General features: G+C 39.3%; 18 protein-coding genes. 9 read left to right on the top strand and 9 right to left on the bottom strand.

Annotated elements, in window-relative coordinates:
- Window positions 1–50: 50 nt before the first annotated feature.
- From M3P19_RS06885 to M3P19_RS06900, 4 genes are all read left to right on the top strand, one after another.
- Window positions 51–1,178 carry a helix-turn-helix domain-containing protein gene (locus tag M3P19_RS06885; RefSeq protein ID WP_249656916.1) on the top strand — a complete coding sequence of 376 codons (1,128 nt, stop codon included), beginning with the start codon at window positions 51–53 and terminating at the stop codon, window positions 1,176–1,178.
- 114 nt (window positions 1,179–1,292) lie between these two features.
- The gene (locus M3P19_RS06890; protein WP_249656917.1) at window positions 1,293–2,456 is read left to right on the top strand and encodes a serine hydrolase domain-containing protein; all 1,164 of its coding nucleotides are present in this window, start codon (window positions 1,293–1,295) and stop codon (window positions 2,454–2,456) included.
- Between the two features lie 81 nt (window positions 2,457–2,537).
- Window positions 2,538–2,876 carry a DUF3291 domain-containing protein gene (locus tag M3P19_RS06895; RefSeq protein ID WP_249656918.1) on the top strand — a complete coding sequence of 113 codons (339 nt, stop codon included), beginning with the start codon at window positions 2,538–2,540 and terminating at the stop codon, window positions 2,874–2,876.
- Entirely contained in the window at window positions 2,851–3,882 is a 1,032-nt protein-coding gene (locus M3P19_RS06900; RefSeq protein WP_249656919.1) for an alpha/beta hydrolase, read from the top strand. The genes M3P19_RS06895 and M3P19_RS06900 overlap by 26 nt, the downstream gene beginning before the upstream one ends.
- Window positions 3,883–4,041: 159 nt before the next feature.
- Here M3P19_RS06900 and M3P19_RS06905 read toward each other — a convergent pair whose 3' ends face one another.
- The 7 genes from M3P19_RS06905 to M3P19_RS06935 all read right to left on the bottom strand — a co-directional run bounded on the left by M3P19_RS06905 (window position 4,042) and on the right by M3P19_RS06935 (window position 12,857).
- Window positions 4,042–4,719 carry a HupE/UreJ family protein gene (locus M3P19_RS06905; protein ID WP_249656920.1) on the bottom strand — a complete coding sequence of 226 codons (678 nt, stop codon included), beginning with the start codon at window positions 4,717–4,719 and terminating at the stop codon, window positions 4,042–4,044.
- Window positions 4,720–4,721: 2 nt separating this feature from the next.
- Complete coding sequence (locus M3P19_RS06910) at window positions 4,722–5,699, bottom strand: DUF4198 domain-containing protein (RefSeq protein WP_249656921.1); 978 nt, start codon at window positions 5,697–5,699, stop codon at window positions 4,722–4,724.
- A 159-nt stretch (window positions 5,700–5,858) separates the two neighbouring features.
- On the bottom strand, window positions 5,859–6,443 hold the full coding sequence (locus M3P19_RS06915) for a HupE/UreJ family protein (protein WP_249656922.1): 585 nt from the start codon (window positions 6,441–6,443) through the stop codon (window positions 5,859–5,861).
- A 1-nt stretch (window position 6,444) separates the two neighbouring features.
- Complete coding sequence (locus M3P19_RS06920) at window positions 6,445–6,954, bottom strand: DUF6702 family protein (protein ID WP_249656923.1); 510 nt, start codon at window positions 6,952–6,954, stop codon at window positions 6,445–6,447.
- A gap of 18 nt (window positions 6,955–6,972) precedes the next feature.
- Window positions 6,973–8,247: a dipeptidase gene (locus M3P19_RS06925; RefSeq protein ID WP_249656924.1), complete on the bottom strand. Its 1,275-nt coding sequence runs from the start codon at window positions 8,245–8,247 to the stop codon at window positions 6,973–6,975.
- 194 nt (window positions 8,248–8,441) lie between these two features.
- The gene (locus M3P19_RS06930; protein ID WP_249656925.1) at window positions 8,442–10,058 is read right to left on the bottom strand and encodes a sodium:solute symporter; all 1,617 of its coding nucleotides are present in this window, start codon (window positions 10,056–10,058) and stop codon (window positions 8,442–8,444) included.
- Window positions 10,059–10,580: 522 nt separating this feature from the next.
- Entirely contained in the window at window positions 10,581–12,857 is a 2,277-nt protein-coding gene (locus M3P19_RS06935; protein ID WP_249656926.1) for an Ig-like domain-containing protein, read from the bottom strand.
- 300 nt (window positions 12,858–13,157) lie between these two features.
- Between M3P19_RS06935 and M3P19_RS06940 the strand changes: the two genes are divergently transcribed.
- The 5 genes from M3P19_RS06940 (at window position 13,158) to M3P19_RS06960 (ending at window position 18,486) form a co-directional block, all read left to right on the top strand.
- The gene (locus M3P19_RS06940; RefSeq protein WP_249656927.1) at window positions 13,158–13,883 is read left to right on the top strand and encodes a FadR/GntR family transcriptional regulator; all 726 of its coding nucleotides are present in this window, start codon (window positions 13,158–13,160) and stop codon (window positions 13,881–13,883) included.
- Window positions 13,880–14,890, top strand: coding sequence for a sugar kinase (locus M3P19_RS06945; RefSeq protein WP_249656928.1), 1,011 nt, complete (start codon window positions 13,880–13,882; stop codon window positions 14,888–14,890). Before M3P19_RS06940 ends, M3P19_RS06945 begins: the two co-directional genes overlap by 4 nt.
- Before the next feature lie 37 nt (window positions 14,891–14,927).
- Window positions 14,928–16,085: a galactonate dehydratase gene (gene dgoD / locus M3P19_RS06950; RefSeq protein WP_249656929.1), complete on the top strand. Its 1,158-nt coding sequence runs from the start codon at window positions 14,928–14,930 to the stop codon at window positions 16,083–16,085.
- A gap of 52 nt (window positions 16,086–16,137) precedes the next feature.
- Complete coding sequence (locus M3P19_RS06955; protein ID WP_249656930.1) at window positions 16,138–17,460, top strand: GntP family permease; 1,323 nt, start codon at window positions 16,138–16,140, stop codon at window positions 17,458–17,460.
- A 66-nt stretch (window positions 17,461–17,526) separates the two neighbouring features.
- Window positions 17,527–18,486, top strand: coding sequence for an SMP-30/gluconolactonase/LRE family protein (locus M3P19_RS06960; protein WP_249656931.1), 960 nt, complete (start codon window positions 17,527–17,529; stop codon window positions 18,484–18,486).
- Between the two features lie 38 nt (window positions 18,487–18,524).
- Here M3P19_RS06960 and murQ read toward each other — a convergent pair whose 3' ends face one another.
- Together murQ and M3P19_RS06970 are read right to left on the bottom strand one after the other, a co-directional pair.
- Complete coding sequence (murQ, locus tag M3P19_RS06965; protein WP_249656932.1) at window positions 18,525–19,346, bottom strand: N-acetylmuramic acid 6-phosphate etherase; 822 nt, start codon at window positions 19,344–19,346, stop codon at window positions 18,525–18,527.
- Window positions 19,333–20,793 (bottom strand): sodium:solute symporter, encoded by a 1,461-nt coding sequence (locus M3P19_RS06970; protein WP_249656933.1) that lies wholly within the window; start codon window positions 20,791–20,793, stop codon window positions 19,333–19,335. The genes murQ and M3P19_RS06970 overlap by 14 nt, the downstream gene beginning before the upstream one ends.

Here is a 20,793-nt window from a genome sequence, read left to right on the forward strand (position 1 = left end):
GGTTTTTAGTTATCCTTTTTTTCGTTCGTAATAAAACCGACCTCAACTGAATGATTTTTCCCATTGTCATAGGTTTGACGATATTGTCCATTTTCTTGATGTTCACCATCAACAAAAAGAACAAGGTCCTAAGCGATAAATACCTAATTGCTATTATCTTGTTTTTTATGGGCATTCTTGCATCCCAGATTTTAATGGAGAACTGGCCTTCTGTTGGAATTTATTTGATTGTCCTCTTTTTAAACACTTATTATTTTCCTGTTCTGGTCATTTATGGGCTCATTCTGTTAGACGGAAAAAACAAGCTTCAACGAAATTGGCTCTGGGTTTTCGCATATCCCGTGATTTACAATGTGTTCTTGGTTCTCGATCTTTTTGTCTTCAATGATTACAACACCATGATCAAGCCAGAAGCCTTATTTAAAAAACCATCAGATTATCAATTATTCTTTTACATAACCCAGTATATCTATGTCATCGTGCTGTTGATTTGGCTAGCCCGAAAACTGAATCTCTATACCCTAGCGATCAAGAATGTTCATTCCAGCATAGAACACATCAATTTAAACTGGTTCCGGAATTTTACGGTAGCACTGCTGGGATTGAGTTGCACCGGTTTTGTAGTTTTCCTTTGTTTTAGCCTTGGATTTATTGAGAATATAGAAATCCCATTTGGTATTGAATACGTAATCTTCGTTCTGTTATTGTTTTATCTCTGTTATAATGGAATTAGACAATATTCAATTGCAGATTTGAACTTTGAAAATCCCAATGCAATTCACAAGCCCACCAATATTGAAAAATACCAATCCTCCAACCTTGATGACTTAAGCATAGACAAACATTTTCAACAAATAGTTCAGCTTTTTGATGAAGAAAACGTTTTTTTGGAGCCACAACTTAAAATAGATGATGTCGCCAAAACCTTGGATATTTCAGTCCATAAGGTCTCCCAAGTAATCAACTCCAAATCCAATAACAATTTTTACGATTTTGTAAACCGTTACCGTGTTGAATACTTCAAGAAATTGCTCTCAGATCCGAAACACCGAAAATTCACCATCCTTTCCTTGGGCATCGAGAGTGGTTTCAATTCAAAAGCGTCCATGAATCGGGTATTTAAAAACTACGAGGGCAAATCGCCCAAGGATTTCCAAAAAAGTATTCAGGATACTTGATAGCTTAGTTCCAAAAACCATTTTAAATAGGACTCAAATTACCGAATGAGGCATTTGTCGTGCGGCATGAATAGATATTTGCGCCAAATAAAAAACGATACAATGTGCTTAAAAATGAAAACTGAATTTCTAAGATTCAAAACCCACCTCTCTGTAATTCTAATGCTATCCGCTACGATTATCCTACAAAGTTGCAGTAGTGATGATACCGAAAATGAAGGAATAAATGAAACTCCCCAAAACCTTACGTCCATAATAGACGATATACTATCTGTGGGACAACCTGCCAATCAACCTGGTCTTGCCGTATTGATTAAAAAAGATGGGCAATTGGCGTATCAACAAACCAAGGGATTAGCCAGAATAAGTGATAACCTTCCAATAAATCCAAATACAGGATTTCGTATTGGATCTATTACCAAAACCTTCACTGCATTGGCCATAATGCAACTGGTGGAACAAGATTTGATTTCCTTAGAGGATAAAATCGTGGATATCCTTCCAGAATTACCAAATGTTTACACTGCTATGACCGTAAAACAATTACTTGATCACAGCACTGGTTTATTGGATTATATCGATGACAACACAGATATTACAGCCCTGGACAATTTAACCACATCGCAGGTGATTGACCTAATACCAATTTCTGGATTGGAAAACCTTTTGTTTGAACCCGGTTCTGCCGCCGAATATTCCAACACAGGCTATGTTTTTCTCGCCTTGATTATTGAGAAAATTAGTGGGGAAACCTACCCCGAATACATGGCAAACCACATTTTTACACCTTTGGGCATGAGCAATACTTTTGTAATCAGTGAAAACGAACATTTAGGGGATAGAAACGATAACTACGCACTTAATTTTGGCAATTTCATCAAGGTTAAAGGTTTTAACTCCCTAATTTATGGGGCTAGTGGCATTGTTAGTTCCATCAATGACCTTAACCTTTTTGTTGAAGCGGTTTTAAGACATGAAATTGTAATGGAGACCACGCTAAATTCTATGATTCTTCCTTCATCTTCAATTTCATGGTTGGGTGATTATGGTTTAGGATGGATTACTGGAACTGGGTCCAATTACTGGCATCAAGAAATCAATTTAACCGATTCCAACGATTACTGGCATATTGGAGGTTTTGATGGTTACCGAAGCATCCTATCCATTAACCCGGATTTAAATCTAGAAATCATAATTCTAACCAATAATGGTGATGCTAGTCAAGAATTGTCCTATTCAATTGTTAGAAATACAAGAGAATATTACAAGGGTAATTAGCAATCTATCAGGTCAGAAGATCACGGGGAATTTTATAGACAACCCCCGCGAATTTTCTGACTGTTCCTTAACTTCGAAAACATGATATTGGTAATTACAAGTATACACCTCCGCTCCCCTTTATTGTTCTTTCGTCTTTCAATGAATTCGTTTAGAGTACTAAATCAATTGAAAGGAACTCCTTGTATCAATTACAAATCCACTGGTTTTTGGACAAAGCACTACACCATGACCTTATGGAGAAATAAGGAAGACCTAAAAAGCTTTGCCCATAGCGGGAATCATTTGCTCGCTATTTCCAAAAGCAAGTCATTAGCTAAGGAAATTAGGGTAGCAACGTTGAAGGCAGGTGAATTTCCTAATTGGAAAGTTGCTAAATCCGTACTGCAAACTGATGCCAAAGTTTACAAGTATGCATGATTTGAAGTACTTCCTGAATCTTACATCCATAAGCTTAAAAGTTATCTTCCGTAGGTTTCGCAAGCTCAAAAAATATCCGAATTGGTCCTTAAAAACCGAAATCATCTGGGCCACTAGCCGATATACCCTGCTTTCTTCAAATGAACATGGGTTACCATGGCTCAAAAAGCTATCGCAAAAACTCACACCAAAGCTTAAAGGTGGTAAAAAAAGTACTATTGAATCCACAAATATCAACGGAGTACATTGCTTGAAAATCAGTCCAAAAGAAAACAAAAACTTAGATACGGCCATTGTGTATTTTCATGGTGGAGGATACGTATTGGGATCTCCAGAAGCTACTCTAGAATTTACATCAACCTTAAGCCTTACAGCCAATACGACCATTTTTATCCCCGATTACCCAAAAGCTCCTGAGCAAACATATCCGGAGGCGCATATAAGTGCTGAACAAATCACAAATCATCTCGTTAACACATACAAAAACCTCGTCCTAATGGGAGATTCGGCGGGAGCGGCCTTGGTTTTATCAACTTATGGAAACTTGGGTCCTTCCGCTAAAGGACGTATTAAAGCTATCGTTTTGGTATCACCGTGGATTGAACCTTTAGCGACAAGTGGCTCTATAAATTACAACGCTGGAAATGATGTTGGAGACCGAACATTTGTGACCAATTGCTACCGGCTCTATTTAGCGGGCAAGATTGAAAACCCGAGGTATCCCATGACAATTGAACACTCAACCCTTTCTGATTTACCCCCTACGTTCATTAGTATTGGCAGCGCTGAAATCTTGTTCAGTCAAACAGAGGAATTGAAGCGGAGGCTATTGAATACCTCTACAAAATTGGAGTTTAAATTATACCAGAACATGTTTCATACGTTTTGGAACCACCCTAAGTCAATACCAGAGGCATCCACGTTAATCGCTGATATATCCTGTTGGTTGTCAAATAAGGTCTCTAGTCAAACAAAAGTGAGTATATCCAAATCACCAAAGCCATAATCAGTCCTATCAACAATCGCTTTTCAATAGATGAGGCATCTTTGGCAATCAATTTTTTCCTTCGAAGCAATAGATAAATCAATCCAGTAATACCAAAAACTGTCCACAACCAGATATCAAAACTATCGATGGTATCCATCCTTGCTACTTCAACTATGATTAATGCCCCACAAAGTAACCGTAGATCTGATATGCGAATAACCCAATGCCTGCAAGTACCAGATACCAATTCACCGCCTTATAAAAAGCAGGGAACTGCGGGTACTTACGGCAAGTGGTTATCACAAAAACAATTGGAATCAAAGCCAATATCTGACCTATTTCCACACCAAGATTAAAGCCTAATATCTTGGCCATTAATTGCTCTTCCCCCATATCAAATGATTGCAAGCGTGTGGAAAGCCCGAAACCATGTATCAAACCAAATAAACCAACCATCATGAGCAAATTAGGAGATTGGATTTTAAGTTTTTCAAAGCCTCCCAAGTTCTCAAAGCCTTTGTATAAGACGCTTAAGGCAATTACAGCATCCACCAAATGCTCATTTGCCGTAATCCCTGCATACGTTGCCCCTATCAACGTTATACAATGACCTATGGTAAAAACAGTGATGAACTTTAAGATGTCCTTAAAACTATTTAAAAAGAACAGCACACCGGTGAGGAAAAGTAGGTGGTCATATCCGGTAAGCATATGTGTTGCCCCTACACGGACATAGGCCCACAATCCGCCATTATGGAGTATTTCCTGGTCTGCACTTGTAACATCGTGCGCCAAACCTAAAAATGGAAACAACAATACGAACAGTAACAATGCTTGCTTAAAATTGATCCGCATTGTTAGCTCTTTTTCTTAAAAACCAGGAACAACAACCCAATAAGCACAAAACTTCCAACAACAAATAGCCAAGTTGGAATACCTTCATCATTATGATCATGGGTATGGGTATGTTCCCCATGCTCATGACTTACTTCAAATGACAAGGTGGCCCATTTTGATCGGTGTGTTAACTCCTCGCTATCCGGAATAGTTGTCATATAAATGGTTCGCATATAATAAATGCCTTCAGCTGGGAGCTCAACAGTAAAAATGCCTTGATCATTGGTTCGCAATTTTTGACCACTTGTGTGGGTATGGGATTCAGTGTCCGAACCATGGGAATGCTCGTGCCCGCCATCACCATGTGTGTGATGGTCCTTACCTACATAATCGGCATATACAAGTTGATTGGACAGCGGTTTGCCTTCGAGCAACAACTGAACCTCAAGATTGCCTCCACTATATTTTTCATAAGGATTCGTAATCGGAACAAACTCGATGGGATAATTCAATGGCATACTCCAATCGTTGGTCTTAACATCCCCTACCTGATAAATAGCCTTTACATGTTTTTCATAACTCTCAACTGCATCTTGATCTAAAACACTGTCTTTAGTTCTTTGTTCCAGCATATCCAATACACCATCATGCTCCAAGTAAGAATTGAAATCCTCAGCGCTAAGCTCTATGTTTCGTGGCATTGTGGATACTCCAGCTACATACGTTCCGGGTTTACCGGCTTTTATCGGTAGTTGCGTAATGGTACTATCCTGATCATTCCATCGTTCAGGGCTAATTGTTGTCCTTTTCCCGTGTGCAACTAAGGAGGCATCCAACATGCGATCCCGGGTAATGATATTTTCACTCTTTTCAAAGGTCCCATTGTATAAACTCAAAGTCGCTTCTTGATTTGGCTTCAAGAAATAAGAGTCCATTTTCATATACAGGTCATGACTGCATAACACTAAGACGAAGCATAAATAAAAAAGTTTGCGCATGGGCATGTAGTTATATGCTCAAATATAAATTCTAATGGTTAGAGCAAAAATTATTAAATCATAAACTTAGCTTAATCCAGGAATTTTGAGTTCTGAATATAAAATGCTTTAAAAAAGTCCCTACTCCTACTTTAATCAGAAGCGATTAGAATCCCGATATTACCAAAACTTGTTTTCCAACATTGAAATCAAAGCCATACCTGCTGCCGCCCCAGAAATGAAAACATTCCAATCGCGGTGCTTGGCTTTGATAATATCCAGAAAAAGAAAGGAGATACCTACAATGACCGCCACTACGAGTAATTGCCCCAGTTCTATGCCTATGTTGAATCCTAAAAGAGGAATCAATACATCCGAGGGGTCCATAAGCAAGGCCTTGAAATAGTTGGAAAAATCCATGCCATGAATGAAGCCAAAGAACAAAGCCATTGCATAGTTGCGTTTCATACTGACTGATAAATTCCCCACATTGGAACCTATTACATTGTGCAAAGCTGTTATAAAAATTGTAGTGGGAATCAAAAACTTAATGATGTTGGAAGGAATGGAAATAATCTCCAAAGAGACCAAAGCCAAAGTCACGCTATGTCCGATGGTAAACGCCGTAACCAATATCAAAATATTTCTCCATTGTTGTGCCCGGTAAACCGCACATAAAACCACTAAAAATAGAATATGATCATATCCGGCAAGATTGGATATGTGCTCGAATCCTAATTTTAAATAAAAATCGAATGGGTGCATTTTAATATTTCAACTGGTGAACGGCTGTTTTCTTATTTAGCATTAAGCTCTTGGATTCGCCATTGACATGTACGTATACAATATTGTTTTGATCAAAGAAAAGATCAGTGAAAACCGCATTTTTTATCTCCATGGTAGACAAAGGTGCATCTTGGCGGTATTCAAAATACACCCACAATGCCGTATTATCCCCCTCCCCGCTCAACTTCTTGCGTTTCACCTTCAAATCAACCAATTTACCATTGATCTTTACATGAAAAAACCGATTCAAGTATTCTAAAAGTAATTGATCGGCATTGGCAGATTCATTTGGTTGACAAAAAGCCAGCTCTTTGCTATAAGGATCAAAAACAATAGCCTCGTTTACATCCGTCAAGAAAAGTTTTAAGTTTATCGAAAGCAGTTTTTTATTTGAATGGTACTCAATTTCGCAAAGGGACAACCTAAGCGGATGGGCAATTACCGGTTTGGCAATGCCCAGTGCAATCAGGACAAAAAACAATCGTATCACTCCCCTTCAGCTTTCCTTTTAAGATTGGTCGGATTGGAGATCCGAAGCCACTTTTTGTACTTCTTTGAATACACGAATTAAATTGCCTCCCCAAATTTTGGCAACTTCTTCTTCCGTATAACCTCTTTTCACCAATTCAATAGTAATGTTCATGACTTCACTAGCGTCAAACACGCCTTCTATTCCGCCACCACCATCAAAATCACATCCGATTCCCACATGGTCAATACCGGCAATTTTCACAATATGATCAATATGATCGGCAACATGGGTTACTGTTGCAGGAGGAGCAGGGTACTTTTCGTTTAGCTCTTGAAATGTTTTTCTAAGCTCAGTACGTTCTTCCTTTGTCATTTCACTGATAGGCTTCATACCAGCTCTCAATGCAGCCATAGCAGAATCGCGTTCAGCATTTGGCGGTGCTTCCCTTAGGTAATCGGCCAACATAGTCAGCTGGACTACGCCACCGTTATCAGCCATTAGTTTCAACATTTCATCGGTCATATTCCTATCATGCTTGGTAACACTTCTAGCATTAGAGTGACTTGCAATGATAGGTGCTTTGGACATTTTGATGGCATCATAAAACACACTATCATTTCCATGTGAAACATCTACCATTATCCCTAAACGATTCATTTCGTCAACTACTTTATTGCCAAATTCGCTAATACCTCCATGTTCGGGTCCATTGGGATCTGTGGCAGAATCTGCCAAATCATTATTGGATGAATGAACAAGCGTGATGTAACGTACACCTTTGTCATAGTAAAGGGACACATTGGACACATCCTTACCAATTGGATAACCATTTTCAATACCAATATATATAGCTCTTTTGCCTTCCTTTTCCAATTCATACGCATCATCAGGATCCAATGCCAAGCCAACAATATCCGAATTACGCTCAGTAGAAGCTACAACGGAATCGATCATTTGAAGGCATAATGCCTTAGCTCTGGTGTTACCATCATCATCCCGTATGTCTTGTGCAACAAAAGCAGCAAAAAAGATGGCATCAAGATCACCTTCTTTCATCCTAGGATAATCAACCTTAGAACCTGTTTCATTTGGATCATGGCGCTCCGCCATATCAAATCCAGGTTCGATCATGCGCAAAGGTGTATCTGCGTGGGTATCCAAAGTAAGTATTCGTTTATGGATTTCCAATGCTTTTTCGACCAGCAGTTCCTCTTCGGTTTTTGCTTCAACAGGTGCAGTCTTTTCCTTGCAAGCTGCCAGCATAATGAAAAGGATCAAAACGATGGATTGGCCGTAACGTAACTTGTTCATAAATTCCAGTTTTTATTGTTTTTTGGTTGTTCTTAAAAGTACAACAATATCTAATGATTAGAGAATTTGTTTTTGTAGTGAATGGCTATAGTGAAAGGTTGTCTTCATCCCATTGAGAATTCAAGGAAACTTCGGTAATCTACACAAAAAATGGACTGATTAATTTGGAATCCAAGTTCCTTATGTAACTCCACCTAACCTGTAAAATAGGTTAAAACAATAACCACAATTACGAGTAATAAGACAGATAGGATAATATCCAAAGTAGTAGCACTTTCCTTATTCTGAGCGCTATCACTATCAGTCAAAGTACCAAAAGACAATCCTGTAATTGCTGTATAATTTGGGGGATTGGTCAGTAAACTAACACTAATGCATATCATTACTGATGCGATGAACATGAAGATGGCCATATGAGCAAAATTAACGGTAGCAAACGACAACATAAAGCCCGTGAGCTCAGACTGATATATTTCCGCCAATATTCGCAAGGCAGCAAATCCAAGGCCTGAAATCAAAGTCACGATGGCCGCAATTGAGTTGACTCTTTTCCAAAGTATTCCCAATAAGAAAACTGCCGTAATTGGAGGTGCTATGTAAGATTGTACGCTCTGTAGGTATTGATAAAGTACGCCACCCCCTATTTTGTCCATTATTGGAATCCAGATTATTCCAAGAACAACTACTATGGATGTTGCAATCTTTCCAATTCTCAATAGTTTTTTCTCGTTGGTATTGGGTCTCAATTTTTTATAAATATCAATTGTAAATATGGTGGAACAAGAATTGAAAACTGAAGCTAATGAACTCATTAATGCTGCCATAAGTCCACCAGCCACTAGACCTTTTAATCCCACTGGTAATAAGGTTTTTATTAAGACAGGAAACACCTCATCACTCTTATCGTAACTTAACACACCCTGTTGGGCCAATGCAAATGCGATAATTCCTGGAATTAAAAAAATGAAGATTGGAAGCAATTTCAGATAAGCACCAAAAATAGCTCCCCGGCGCCCAATTTTTATATTATTTGCAGCAAGGGTTCGTTGTACTATATATTGGTCTGTACACCAGTACCAAACTCCAACTATTGTTCCTCCAATCAGCATCCCGGTCCAGGGAAAATCCGGGTCGGATATAGGGCGCCACATATTGAAATGCTGACTTCCGGCAATACTCCTTAACTCTTCCCATCCGCCAACTGCTTGAAGACCTAAATAGGTGATTATAACCGAACCAGCAATCAGAATTACAGTTTGCAAGGTTTCTGTGTATATTACAGCTTTCATGCCCCCAATGATGGTATATGCACCTGTAAAAATTACAATGCCAATAGCACCGTACCAAAATGGTATTCCTAAAAGTTCGGAAACCACAATACCACCAGCATAAATCGTTACAGATACCTTAGTAATCACATAACCTACCAACGAAAAAACCGAAAGAAACCAGCGTGACCTAGCATCAAACCTTTTCTCTAAGAATTCTGGCATAGTAAAAGCGCCACTTCTAAAATAAAAGGGCAAAAACAACCAGCCTAAAAGCAGTACAATCCATGCATGTAGCTCGTAATGCGCCATAGGCATTCCAGACTCTGCACCTGTTCCGGCTAAACCTACAACATGCTCTGAACCAATATTTGATGCAAAAATTGAAGCTCCTATCAAGAACCAGCCAACGTTTCTTCCTGCAAGAAAATAGTCTTCTGTGTTTTTGTTTTTTTGCAAAACCACCCAAATGGCCACTGCTATCAACGCCAGCAAGTAAGCACCAAGTACCCACCAGTCTACCGTCTCTAAAATTGATTCCATACTACGCTTTTGAAGAATTGTTCGGACTAATAAAAAGAATGTTCTACCAGCTCCTAGCTGAACAATAGCTTACAAAATAAAAAATGAGCGGAAAAAAGACTATTCGCGGGATAATATTTGAATTGGTTTCGGCTAAACCATTTGGACACCAAGATCAACAATCAGTGTTATACTTCTGATTATTAATGTTTTATGATTTATTTCAGTTCGCAAAAAAGTTTCGAAAAGGGTTTCGTAATTTCTTGGCCTTGCGTTGGCAAATCCTAAAAAATCATTTGAATTAATGATCGATTCAGCTCTCGGAATTTAGACGGGGTCACCCCTGTCTTGGATTTGAAGAGCTTGTTGAAACTTTGCGGATAGTCAAAACCAGCCTAATTGTCAGGGACTCGACAATCAAATTATAAAATGCTGAACTCTTATTCCTTCTGCTGTATTTTTTATAATTCAATATCTAGTTAATTCTAAGCACAAAAAAACCTCCCTGATTACGGGAGGTTTTTCAATACAATTACTTACATCCTATTTTTTAATTATAGGTATCGTTTTCTTACCATTCAAAGTTTGCAGCACGACATAATAAATACCTGGAGCTGTGCCTGATGGTAAATCAATGTCTAGATTTCCTTTGGCATTGTTGATTTCACTTTGCAGAATTGTGCCCTTGGAGATTTCAACTCCTGACGAATTATTAACAGTATATGCCACAGGACTTGATACACTTTCTGCTACTTTGACCGTAACGGTAGAGTTTACCACCGGATTTGGAAATGCAATAGCCTTTTGAATTGAGGAAGCAGCATTAGAAACTGAAAATTGCACTGTAGTTTCCGACGAAGCCCCATCATTATCCCTAACAAATGCCCTAACGGTATAATTACCTGCACTTACATTATTAATATAATGCGGCGTGAAATTGGCACCATCCGTATCCACCAATGTTCCATTAACAAAAATCTGGTGAAATACCACAGTTCCATCCGCATCGTTAGCATTTAGGGCAACTGTAACAGTACTACCAGGACTAAAACTCTGACCATTTGACGGACTGGTTATGCTAACCGTTGGTGGTTCATTATCCCCATTACTTGGCGGAGGTGGTGGTGGATTACTTCCCCCAACAGAAAACTGAGTTGTAGTTTCGGCGGAGTTCCCATCATTATCTCTTACAAATGCCCTTATCGTATAATTTCCAGCTGCGACATTATTTATATAATGTGGGGTGAAATTGGCACCATCGGTATCAACTAAAATACCATTAACAAAAATTTGATGGAAAACAACGCTTCCGTCTGAATCACTTGTATTCAAAGCAACAGGTACAATACTGCCGGGATTGAAATTTTGGCCATTGGTTGGGCTTGTAATGGTTACTGTTGGTATTCCGTTTCCGCCATTGTCAGGAGGAGTAGGATTATCTGGTGGGGTAGGATCATCCGGGGGTGGCGGGTTATTACTTCCTACAGAGAATTGAATAGTTGTTTCGGAACTTGCACCATCATTATCTCTTACCAGCGCTCTAACCGTATAATTTCCGGCCGTTGCATTTACGATTCGGTGTGGTGTAAAATTAGAACCGTCAGTATCGACCAAGTTACCATTCACAAAAATTTGATGAAACACAACACTACCATCAGAGTCGCCCGTACTCAAGTTTACAGTTACAGTACTACCTGGATTGAAATTTTGACCATTATTAGGACTGGTAATACTTACGGTAGGAGGATTGTTTCCGCCATTGTCAGGTGGGGTGGGATCATCTGGAGGGGTAGGGTCATCCGGCGGCGGCGGGTTATTACTGCCTACGGAGAATTGCACTGTGTTTTCTGAAGTAGCCCCATCATTATCCCTTACCACTGCCCTAACGGTATAATTCCCAGCACTTGCACTTGATATTATATGTGGCGTATAACCTCCGCCATCAGTATCGGCAAGAGTGCCGTTTACATAAATTTGATGACTTACAATAGAACCATCAGAATCATTTGCATTTAAACCTATAGATATGTTGCTCCCTACGTTGAAGTTTTGACCGTTTGTTGGGTTTGTGATATTCACGGTAGGAGCGGTATTTTCGCCGTCATCATCAGATGGTGGCGGGGGTGGCGGTGGCGGTGGCGTACCACCATTGCAATTTGTTTGCGCTCTCGATATGTCAGCTGCTTGTTGAAGTGAATACTGACTCTCATTATAAATAACCATTCTGTCTATGAAGTGCGCGTCTGATCTCGCCGATATTTGAATGGTGTAAACTCCTGCAGAATTAAATTGAGCATAAATTGGATGACCGTCATTGTCACTTGTGGTTGCTTGCCAACTCCAATTGGAAGAACTCACATAAACTTTGAACCATCCTCCAGAACTTGATCCGTTTGGATTTGGGGTTTTCCCAGAACCTACCGGATAGATGGTACTACTGCCCCGTCTACCAAAGAAATCATTGGCATCAGGAAACTTCAACCATGTGTCATTATGCTCTGTAAAATTGGTTCCTTTACCCGATCTACTCCGCCATATAAATCGATAAGTACCGGGATTATTGATTCGAATTCGATAGGATATTGTTCCGTTACCTGGTGAATTGAAATAACTAGGTCCGCGCCAAGTAATAAAACCGCTACCGGTATAACCAGAAGTACTGGTCTCAACATTCCAACTGCTTGGAGTTGCGCCTGATTCCATTTCGTAGACGGCAATCCCGTTTACTTCTTCGAAATCAGCACCGTTACATTGTGCAAAACCCTGTTGAGTTAGGGCAATAGCAAAAAATGCAACAAAAAGAGTAATTTTTGTTTTCATTCGTGGGGTGTTACGTTAATAAATAATGTTCTTCGGGGGAAAGAATCTCCTAATTTTCGGATTTTCAAATATATAGAATTCCAAAAATAAAGAAACATAATCTTAATATTTAATTCGTCTATTTATAAAAAGGTAACCCTTTCTTAATCCCACTTAAAAAAAGCTTTCGACTTTTATAGGCATTTTCCTAACCAAAAACTTCGATGACTACATCCTGATGGATTATAAAGCCCAGTGGTTTTTAAGTTCTCATTTAATCATATATTTGTATGATGTATTACATCACATAAATAATATACGATGTTTGAACCTATCGCAAAACGAAAATCATTAAGTGGTTTAGTTGAAGCCGAATTAACTAAAGCCATTCAAAAAGGAAAATATAGACCTCTAGAGAAAATCCCCACAGAAAATGAATTGTGCTCTATTTTCAATGTAAGCAGAACTGTGGTAAGAGAAGCTGTAAAAGGGTTAAACGCAAAGGGCATTGTTGATGTAAGAAAGGGCAGCGGAGTATATGTTTCGGAAATGAGTATTCAAAACGCTGCAGAAACACTGAATCTGTTTTTTGGACTTTCATCCAATCAAGATATCATTATACATACAATAGATTCTAGGGCAATGATCGAGCCGATTATCGCAGCTCAATCTGCCAATATCAGAAACGACAAGCATATTGCAGAGTTAAAGAAAAATATGGAGCAAATGCATTTATGCGCACTTGATAACAAAGTAAAGGAAGCGGAACTTGACAATCAATTTCATAGAATTCTTCTTAATTGTGTGGACAATCTTGTAATAAGTTTGTTGATTGATCCTATATTCAATCTTACCCCAAAGTACAAACACAACGTTTTTGCCAAAACCATATCAGGTGATCTTAAAGAGGCCAAGGAAAAAATGCTCTACTACCATCAAAAGATTACGGATGCTGTTATCGCTAAACAGCCACATAATGCGGAGACCTATATGCGTGAACATATAATGGTAACCCGGGAAAACTATTTAAACACTACCAAGTCATGAAGGGCTTCATCACTTTTGGAGAAATCATGTTGCGGCTAACACCTTCGTATAAAAACGAAAGAATATTGTCTTCCAATCAATTTTCTGTGGGCTATGCTGGTGCAGAATCCAATATCGCCGTTTCCTTAGCTTGCCTGGGCAATGAAGTTGAATTTGTCACCAAACTCCCCAACAATCCATTGGGTGAAGCTGCATTGGCCAGTTTAAGACAATATGGTGTAACAACAAAAAACTCATTACGCGGCGGAAATCGAATAGGCACTTATTTCATAGAAATAGGTTCGTCAATTAGACCCTCAAGAGTGGTATACGACAGAGCAGGTTCTGCCTTAAGTGCCATCGCTTCAGGCGAATTTGATTGGACAAAAATCCTATCAAACAAAAAATGGCTTCATTTATCAGGCATCACACCGGCACTGTCAAAACAATGTGCCGAAGAAACAATCTTGGCGGCAAAAACAGCTCAAGACATGGGGGTAAAAGTCAGTTTTGACCTAAACTTCAGGAGAAGTCTTTGGCCCAATAGAAAATCAGCCAGGGCCATATTTGACAACATAATTTCTTCTACAGATATCCTGTTCGCCAATACAGGTGCGCTTAAGGATGTTTACGACTATTCTTTTCCTGGAAAAAACAAAGAAGATCAAACCATGTTGGCGATGGAAAAAGCGAGTACTGTTTTCGGAATTGCCGAAATGGCGTTCACCATTAGGGAGCACCAATCCGCTTCTCAAAATAAACTTTGTGGTATCGGGTATCGAAATGGCAATATTATTCGGTCCAACACATACCAAGTGGAAGTTGTTGATCGCTTCGGTACTGGTGATGCATTTGCAGCCGGATACCTTCATGCCCTGGGCAGGGAGTGGCCACTGAAGAAATCAATAGATTTTGCAACCGCTGCGTTTGCATACAAACACACGCTTATTGGTGATGTCAACACCAGTTCTGAGCAAGAAATAGAGGTTATTATGGAAGGTGATTTATCGGGACACGTAATTCGATAAAAGCACTTAATAAAACAAACCCCGATATCAAAGACATATGGATGCATTGATAATTGAAAATATAGAACTGTTTAAAGTACCCCCTCGATGGTTGTTCCTGAAGATTGTAACTAAAGGCGGTATCATAGGATGGGGCGAACCTGTTGTGGAAGGTAGGGCTGACACTGTAGCCGCTTGCGTACAAGAACTATCGCAACATCTTATTGGTCGCAAAGCGGATTCCATAGAAGACATTTGGCAAACATTGTATCGCGGCGGATTCTATCGTGGCGGATCTATATTAATGAGTGCTTTAGCCGGAATTGACCAAGCCCTTTGGGATATTAAAGGAAAATCTTTAGGCGTTCCCGTTCATGAGTTATTGGGTGGGGCAGTTAGGGAAAAAATGAAAATGTATTGCTGGATAGGCGGGGATAGCCCAGATGTAGTCATTGAGCAGGCACAGGCCAAAGTCAATGAAGGGTACAAAGCAGTAAAAATGAATGCTACTGGAGCACTAGAATGGATTGATTCCATTAAGAAAATCAAAAGCGTTGCAAAAAACATCCAATTATTGAGAGAAGAATTTGGCGATAACATTGATATAGGTCTGGATTTCCATGGTAGGGTTCATAAGGGAATGGTAAAACCTCTTATTGATGAACTTGCCCCTTATCGACCCATGTTTATTGAAGAACCTATTCTCTCAGAAAATGATGAGGCCTTGGACCATATTTACTCCTATAGCCCAATACCAATTGCTATGGGAGAACGGATGTTTTCTAGATGGGATTTTAAAAACATCTTACACAAAGGTGTGGTTGATATCATACAGCCCGATTTGAGTCATGCTGGAGGTATTTCGGAAGTACGAAGAATTGCCTCTATGGCTGAAGCCTATGATATAGCACTGGCTCCACACTGTCCATTAGGCCCTATTTCATTGGCATCCGCCTTGCATGTAGACTTTACATGCATCAATGCCTTTATTCAAGAAAGTAGTTTGGGCATCCACTACAACCAGGGTTATGATTTATTGGATTATTTGGAAAATCCTGAAATTTTTGATTTGAAAGATGGGTATGTTTCCTTACTGAATGCTCCTGGTTTAGGGGTTGAAATTAATGAAGATGAACTTAAAATCGCCCAAAAAATCGGACATCAATGGCGCAACCCAATTTGGCGAAATGCAGATGGAAGTTTTGCTGAATGGTAATTATTCCAATTGAAATCTTATCCATTTAAAATAGTAATCCCGACTTTGTTTTATGCTCTATATTGTATCTCTTATTCTCGCCTTGATCTTTCTTGTTATAGGCATCGTACGAATCAACATTCATCCATTTTTTGTTCTATTATTGGCCGCCATTGGTTATGGATTTATGACCGGTATGGATGTCAATCTCATCATTTCATCCATCAATGACGGTTTTGGAGGCATAATGGGAAAAATAGGGTTAATCATATTTTTTGGGGTTGTAATAGGGACTATTCTGGAAAAATCGGGAGGAGCTTTAGTAATCGCCAATTCCATTTTAAAAAAGATAGGCGACAAACCAATACATCTGGCAATGATGCTTACCGGTTACATACTTTCCGTTCCTGTATTTGCAGACAGTGCTTTTTTAATGATGAATTCATTGAATAAAGCATTGTCCCATAAAGCCAAAGTACCTTATGCCGGAACAACGGCAGCATTAGCATTGGGGTTGACCGCAACCCATGTGATGGTACCGCCAACTCCAGGACCAATTGCAGCCGCCGGCATATTGGACGCACAATTAGGCAATGTTGTTCTATGGGGCGTAATAATAAGCTTGTTATCCTTAACCACCTGTTACGTTTTTGCCACAAAAATCGCCGCTAAAATCAATGTCCCCTATCGACTGGAAACCATTGAAAATCCAGCTCATTTGCCAAAACTCTGGAATTCTTTATTATCAATTATCGTCCCAATTGTTCTGATTATTCTGAAATCAATTTTTGATTACCCAGAATTTAATCTTCAGCAAAATGTGTTGTATCCGTTCATAGCCTTTTTAGGAACTCCAATGATAGCATTATTCATCGGAGTACTATTAACCTTGTTCCTTCCGGAAAAATTAGATGAAAAAATATACTCAGCATCAGGATGGCTTGGTGACGCCCTAAGAATTGCAGCACCAATTCTGTTGATTACTGGTGCAGGCGGAATATTTGGAAAAATGCTCCAAAATTCCGGCATGGCCACAGTAATTACGGAAAATATTAACGGAATCAATATTGGACTTTTCTTTCCGTTTTTACTTGCTGCCTGCCTTAAGACCACACAAGGTTCATCTACAGTTGCGCTGATTACAACAGCCTCCATAGTTGCTCCCATATTACCTGCCTTAGGTCTGGATGATTCATTTATGAAAACACTTACCGTATTGGCAATTGGTGCAGGATCCGCGGTTGTATCTCACGCCAATGACAGTTTCTTTTGGGTGTTCACGCAATTAACCGGCATGAACATTCGTCAAGGAAATCAAATTCAAACCGTGGGAACATTAATTTTTGGTTTAACTGCAATGGGGCTGATTTATTTGACATCCTTAATTTTAAATTGATACTTTTCCAAAATCATGAGATCTTTAATATCCATTTGCATCGTATTGTCATTAATATCATCCTGTATGAAAAATGAAAGTAGTAGCTCTAAACCGGGCGCATCAATTGATATTTATGATGACAACATCAAGGAGGTCATCAATCCAAATGCTAAAATTGAAATTCTAAGTAAAGGACATAACTGGACTGAAGGTCCATTATGGATTAATAAAGGCCAGTACTTGTTGTTTTCAGATATCCCAAATAATATCATAAATAAATTGAGACTAGATGGCTCCATTGAAGAGTACCTAAATCCTTCCGGGTATACCGGCAGCAAGCCAAGAGGTGGAGAACTTGGCTCAAATGCCTTGCTTTTGGATAAGGAGGAAAAATTGGTCCTTATGCAACATGGTGACCGGCGAGTTGCCAGAATGAACTCAAACATAGATCAGCCTTCCTCAAATTTCACAACAATTGTGGGCGATTACCAAGGCAAAAAACTAAACAGTCCCAATGATGGCACTTTCGACTCGCTTGGAAATCTGTATTTCACTGACCCACCATATGGCCTGGAAAGAATGGAAAAAGACACTTCAAAGGAGTTAAGTTTCCAAGGTGTCTATTTTGTGGAGCATGGAATAAACATAAAGCTTCTTGACAGTACAATTTCGAAACCTAACGGGATTGGCCTTTCAAAAGATGAAAAAACGCTTTATGTCGCAGTATCTGACCCGAAACACGCCGTATGGTACCAATTTGATATTGAAAAGCCTGGCAGCATAGCCAATAAGCGTATTTTCTATGATGCTAGCAGCCTAGTAGGCATGAAAGGTGAACAAGGGCTTCCTGATGGATTTAAAATACATAGCTCCGGTAACTTATTTGCGACAGGCCCTGGTGGAGTATGGATATTTAACCCTAAAGGTAAACCAATGGCAAAAATCAGGACAGGAGAAGCCACTTCAAATTGCGCATTTTCAACCGATGAAAGTATGCTTTTCATCACAGCAGATAGCTACATTTTAAAAGTTAAATTGAAGTAAGTGCGCTTGTAAGCAAAGTACATTCCATGTTTTACGGTCTATTCATCTTTGCCGAATCTATCCAAAATTTCACGTACATTTTTATATTTTGCTAGCAATTCTTCGGCCTTTTGCTCATCTACTCCCAACTCATCCATAAGCATTTTAACACCTCTTTTGGTCAATTTTTCGTTGGAAAGTTGCATGTCCACCATTTTATTTCCTTTAACCCTTCCCAACTTGATCATAATCGAAGTTGATATCATATTTAAGGCCAACTTTTGAGCTGTACCCGCCTTCATACGCGTACTTCCTGTCACAAATTCTGGCCCAACCACGAGTTCTATTGGGAAATCGGATACTTTGGACATTGGCGAATCTTCGTTACAAACTACACAGCCCGTAACAATTTCATTCTCTCGAGCCTTTTTTAAGCCCCCTACAACATAGGGTGTTGTTCCTGAAGCTGCAATCCCAAGAAGGGTATCTTGCTTGTTTATTTTATAGGTCCGTAAATCCATCCATGCTTGATCCAAATCATCTTCAGCATTTTCCACAGCTTTCCGTAACGCGACGTCCCCTCCTGCAATCAAACCAATCACCCAATTTTCCGATACTCCATAGGTTGGAGGACATTCTGAGGCATCCAAGACTCCCAGGCGCCCACTAGTGCCTGCACCGATATAAAACAGTCGTCCACCATTTTTCATTCTGTCAACTGCACTTTCCACAAATTGTTGAATTGCAGGAATAGCCTTATTCAGAACATGTGGTACGGTTTTATCTTCTTGATTAATCGCTGAAAGAAGCTCCTCAGTGCTCATTTTTTCCAAATCGTCATAATTTGACGATCGTTCTGTCGTGGGATTATCCATGTTCATTTTTTTTAAGAATTAGCAAACCAATTACAGTCAACAAGGCGTTTACCGCGATACTGAAAAACCCAAAATCAAAATCTAGTGTCCTATTCAAAAAAGTGCCAACACCGAAAGTACACAAAGGGGCAAGTACACAAACCAATGGAACCCATTTATCCTTAATCGAAATCTTACTGAACATTCCAAATAAATAAAGTCCCAACAAGGGTCCGTAAGTGTATCCGGCAACATTGAAAATCAAGGAAATAACATCCCCGCGACTTCCTGAAAATATCATAATGATCACAAACAGCACTAAGGAAAAACCAAACAACACTCGATTTTTCAATTTGCGTTTCTCCTCGCTGCTTTTTTCGGAAATGTCTAGAAAATCATAAGTGAAAGATGTAGTTAATGCTGTTAATGCCGAATCAACACTAGAAAAGGAAGCTGCAATAATTCCCAAAAGAAAACTTATCCCTGCCCAAATACCCAAATGGTTCAATGCCAGGTTTGGAAAAAGTGTATCCGTATCCAAGAATTGACCCTCCGCGCCGATAGAGAGTTTTACTCCTTTTTCTTCAGCATAGAGATAGAGTAAAATCCCCAATCCCAAAAACAAAAACTGCGTCAAAGCCAGTATCAGGCTATAGGTCAGCGTATTCTTTTGTGCATCCCACTGATTTTTACAGGTCAAGGTCTTTTGCATCATGTTTTGATCCAAACCCATCATGGCAATCGCTATCAAAATTCCCGCGATAAATTGTTTATAGAAATTATTACTTGATTTTCCATCCCAATTGAACACTTCAAAATACTTGTGATGTGTTACTTCATGATAAGCCTCCGTAATAGTGAAATCAAATGATTGCATTATGGCCACAATAGTCAATACAGCCCCAAGAATCAAAAATGTGGTTTGCATGGTATCCGTCCACACTATGGTCTTAATTCCAGATTTATAGGTATACAACCAAACCAATATCAAAATAATGATGACCGTCGCAAAAAATGGAATGCCCATGGTATCGAAAAAGGCAAATTGCAAAATCTTAGCTGCTAAAAGCAACCGAAGCGCTGCGCCAAATGACTGTGAAACTAAAAAAAACAGAGAACCTGTGCGATACGAACTCGTACCAAATCTGGATTTTAGATATCCATAAATGGAGACAAGCTGTAATCGATAATAGAGGGGTATCAATACAAAAGTGATGAAAAGATAACCCACCACATTTCCCAAGATAAACTGATAAAAATACAGATAGTTGTTACCCACCATTCCTGGCACGGAAACGAATGTAACTCCAGAAAGTCCTGCTCCAATCATCCCAAAGGCCACCAAATACCAAGGAGATTGGCGATCACCCGTAAAAAAGGAATCGTCACTCCTATTTCGGGAAGTGAAATAGGAAATAACCATCAATAGCACAAAATAGAATGCTATTACCGAAAACACCAAAATTGGACTCAC

Source organism: Flagellimonas spongiicola, assembly GCF_023502425.1.
GTDB classification, from domain to species: Bacteria; Bacteroidota; Bacteroidia; order Flavobacteriales; family Flavobacteriaceae; genus Flagellimonas; species Flagellimonas spongiicola.

What these genes read in the sequence shown, in the direction of transcription:
- M3P19_RS06925 (WP_249656924.1), bottom strand. Translation starts at nt 8,247, where the DNA reads ATGAACAAGTTACGTTACGGCCAATCCATCGTTTTGATCCTTTTCATT.
- M3P19_RS06895 (WP_249656918.1), top strand. Translation starts at nt 2,538, where the DNA reads ATGATATTGGTAATTACAAGTATACACCTCCGCTCCCCTTTATTGTTC.
- M3P19_RS06960 (WP_249656931.1), top strand. Translation starts at nt 17,527, where the DNA reads ATGAAAAATGAAAGTAGTAGCTCTAAACCGGGCGCATCAATTGATATT.
- M3P19_RS06900 (WP_249656919.1), top strand. Translation starts at nt 2,851, where the DNA reads ATGCCAAAGTTTACAAGTATGCATGATTTGAAGTACTTCCTGAATCTT.
- M3P19_RS06890 (WP_249656917.1), top strand. Translation starts at nt 1,293, where the DNA reads ATGAAAACTGAATTTCTAAGATTCAAAACCCACCTCTCTGTAATTCTA.
- M3P19_RS06930 (WP_249656925.1), bottom strand. Translation starts at nt 10,058, where the DNA reads ATGGAATCAATTTTAGAGACGGTAGACTGGTGGGTACTTGGTGCTTAC.
- M3P19_RS06940 (WP_249656927.1), top strand. Translation starts at nt 13,158, where the DNA reads ATGTTTGAACCTATCGCAAAACGAAAATCATTAAGTGGTTTAGTTGAA.
- M3P19_RS06915 (WP_249656922.1), bottom strand. Translation starts at nt 6,443, where the DNA reads ATGCACCCATTCGATTTTTATTTAAAATTAGGATTCGAGCACATATCC.
- M3P19_RS06910 (WP_249656921.1), bottom strand. Translation starts at nt 5,699, where the DNA reads ATGCGCAAACTTTTTTATTTATGCTTCGTCTTAGTGTTATGCAGTCAT.
- M3P19_RS06945 (WP_249656928.1), top strand. Translation starts at nt 13,880, where the DNA reads ATGAAGGGCTTCATCACTTTTGGAGAAATCATGTTGCGGCTAACACCT.
- murQ (WP_249656932.1), bottom strand. Translation starts at nt 19,346, where the DNA reads ATGAACATGGATAATCCCACGACAGAACGATCGTCAAATTATGACGAT.
- M3P19_RS06905 (WP_249656920.1), bottom strand. Translation starts at nt 4,719, where the DNA reads ATGCGGATCAATTTTAAGCAAGCATTGTTACTGTTCGTATTGTTGTTT.
- M3P19_RS06955 (WP_249656930.1), top strand. Translation starts at nt 16,138, where the DNA reads ATGCTCTATATTGTATCTCTTATTCTCGCCTTGATCTTTCTTGTTATA.
- M3P19_RS06935 (WP_249656926.1), bottom strand. Translation starts at nt 12,857, where the DNA reads ATGAAAACAAAAATTACTCTTTTTGTTGCATTTTTTGCTATTGCCCTA.
- M3P19_RS06885 (WP_249656916.1), top strand. Translation starts at nt 51, where the DNA reads ATGATTTTTCCCATTGTCATAGGTTTGACGATATTGTCCATTTTCTTG.
- dgoD (WP_249656929.1), top strand. Translation starts at nt 14,928, where the DNA reads ATGGATGCATTGATAATTGAAAATATAGAACTGTTTAAAGTACCCCCT.